Here is a 1,589-nt window from a genome sequence, read left to right as displayed (position 1 = left end):
TTTCTTTTTTTATAAACTCCTCCAAACAGAAATACTCCTCAAAACAGCAGGTCGTCATCCTTTCCTGTTCTAATAGTGGCCATTGCCGGAAACCATCCCACTGGAAAAGCCTCTTTGCCCATTCATTCAGAAATGCATTATATGATTTGTCAATCTTCTCCCTGATCTCATCGTTGATGTAATTATTGAGATATTTATATGCAATTTTTTTCTTGAAGAGGTCCCGCTCAAACGGATAATCAGACATTGTAAGAAAAAATTGCACATCAGCACCGTATTTCTTCGCTCCCTCGGTTATCGGAAGGAGAAACCTTGTATGATGCGGCAAGGCGACAAAGCAGGCTATTTTCTTCTTCTTCAGACTCATGATAATATCCTTTTCATAATATCAGTCATAGACATTCGAGACTGTTTTTTGCTGTATGATTCCATAATAACACCAGCCAGGGCATCCTTATTATTGACAAAAGAAACGTTGTCATGAATGTCTAATGTCTTTACTAATGGGTTATATACAACCGCATCTTTAAAATGCTTCACGGCAAAACCCAAAGGGATAATGTAAGTTGCAGATACAACAATATCGCACATCATTATAAGCTTCACAAGCGACCCTTCCTGGACGATATAATAATTTCCGCCTGTCTTTTCAATATAAGGCTTCAATATCTCATCCACTATCTGATCTTCTGAAAGTTCACGGACATAGTACCCCCGTTTATAGAAAAATGTTGACTTCTTTATGTTCAGCCTCGACAATGCCTGCAAGGCTTCAATAATCTGCGGCCGGTATTTTGAATGGTTCACAATAAGAATACCTAACTCATCCTTGCCAATGGCAATCTGTTCATCAAACATGAGATTTTTGTAAACATCCTCCACCGTCGTAATGCAATAGTTCTCAAGCTGATCATCAAGAACAAAAATCCTCTCTGGAGATATGTCGTACTGCTGATAATACTGCAATTCCGACTCCTCTTTTACGACAAAGTAGTCAAGAATCCTTAAAAACAAGGGCGGCGTATGTATGGCAGGATATATCTGAAGTCCGACTATAGGAATTCCCTTCTCTTTTGCATAAAAGACAAGTGTTGAATAAAAAACATCGCATTCAGTTGTTGGCGGCTCATCAGAAGAAGGAAGCGGCATTATCAGAAGGTCGTAGTCGCTTTCAAGTCCAGAAAATGCATACGAAGCTATATGACCTCTGAAATCGTCAAACGCAGATGTCTTCCAGTATTTTAAATCGGTATCCGGAATAAAAAAATCAAATGTGTGTTTAATAAATATTTTGACAAAGTCATCCCTTTGTTGTGGCGACCAGATGAGGGGTTTTGATTTTAGAAATATAGTCTTAACATTGCTGGTATTTTTATAAAAAGACTCGGCCTTTTCGTGCAGTTCTTCCTTGTATGTAACCACATCGACACTAAAGCCGGATTTTGCAAGCCTCGATGGAATATGCAACAGCCTTTCCTGAACCGAAACAAACTCCCTTTCACCTATCAGGAATAATATCCTTTTAACATGGCTTTTACCAGCCATCTACGTCCTCTTGCTGTCGATGTTGCGCATTAAATCGTATGCCT

Annotated in this window: 2 protein-coding genes; both read right to left on the bottom strand. The window is 39.0% G+C overall.

Annotated features, from left to right (window positions below; translation table 11 throughout):
• Positions 1 to 367, bottom strand: a 367-nt coding sequence (locus tag V7L97_RS12595; RefSeq protein WP_333656526.1) for a hypothetical protein, incomplete at its 3' end; no start/stop codon positions are given.
• Positions 364 to 1,545 (bottom strand): hypothetical protein, encoded by a 1,182-nt coding sequence (locus tag V7L97_RS12590; protein WP_333656524.1) that lies wholly within the window; start codon positions 1,543 to 1,545, stop codon positions 364 to 366. The genes V7L97_RS12590 and V7L97_RS12595, both read right to left, overlap by 4 nt.
• Between the last annotated feature and the right edge of the window lie 44 nt (positions 1,546 to 1,589).

This window comes from Dissulfurispira sp. (genome assembly GCF_036745535.1).
In the GTDB taxonomy this organism is placed as follows: Bacteria; Nitrospirota; Thermodesulfovibrionia; order Thermodesulfovibrionales; family Dissulfurispiraceae; genus Dissulfurispira.
Note: the sequence above shows the minus strand (reverse complement) of the source record. Positions and strands in the feature narration are given on the sequence as shown.

What these genes read in the sequence shown, in the direction of transcription:
- V7L97_RS12590 (WP_333656524.1), bottom strand. Translation starts at nt 1,545, where the DNA reads ATGGCTGGTAAAAGCCATGTTAAAAGGATATTATTCCTGATAGGTGAA.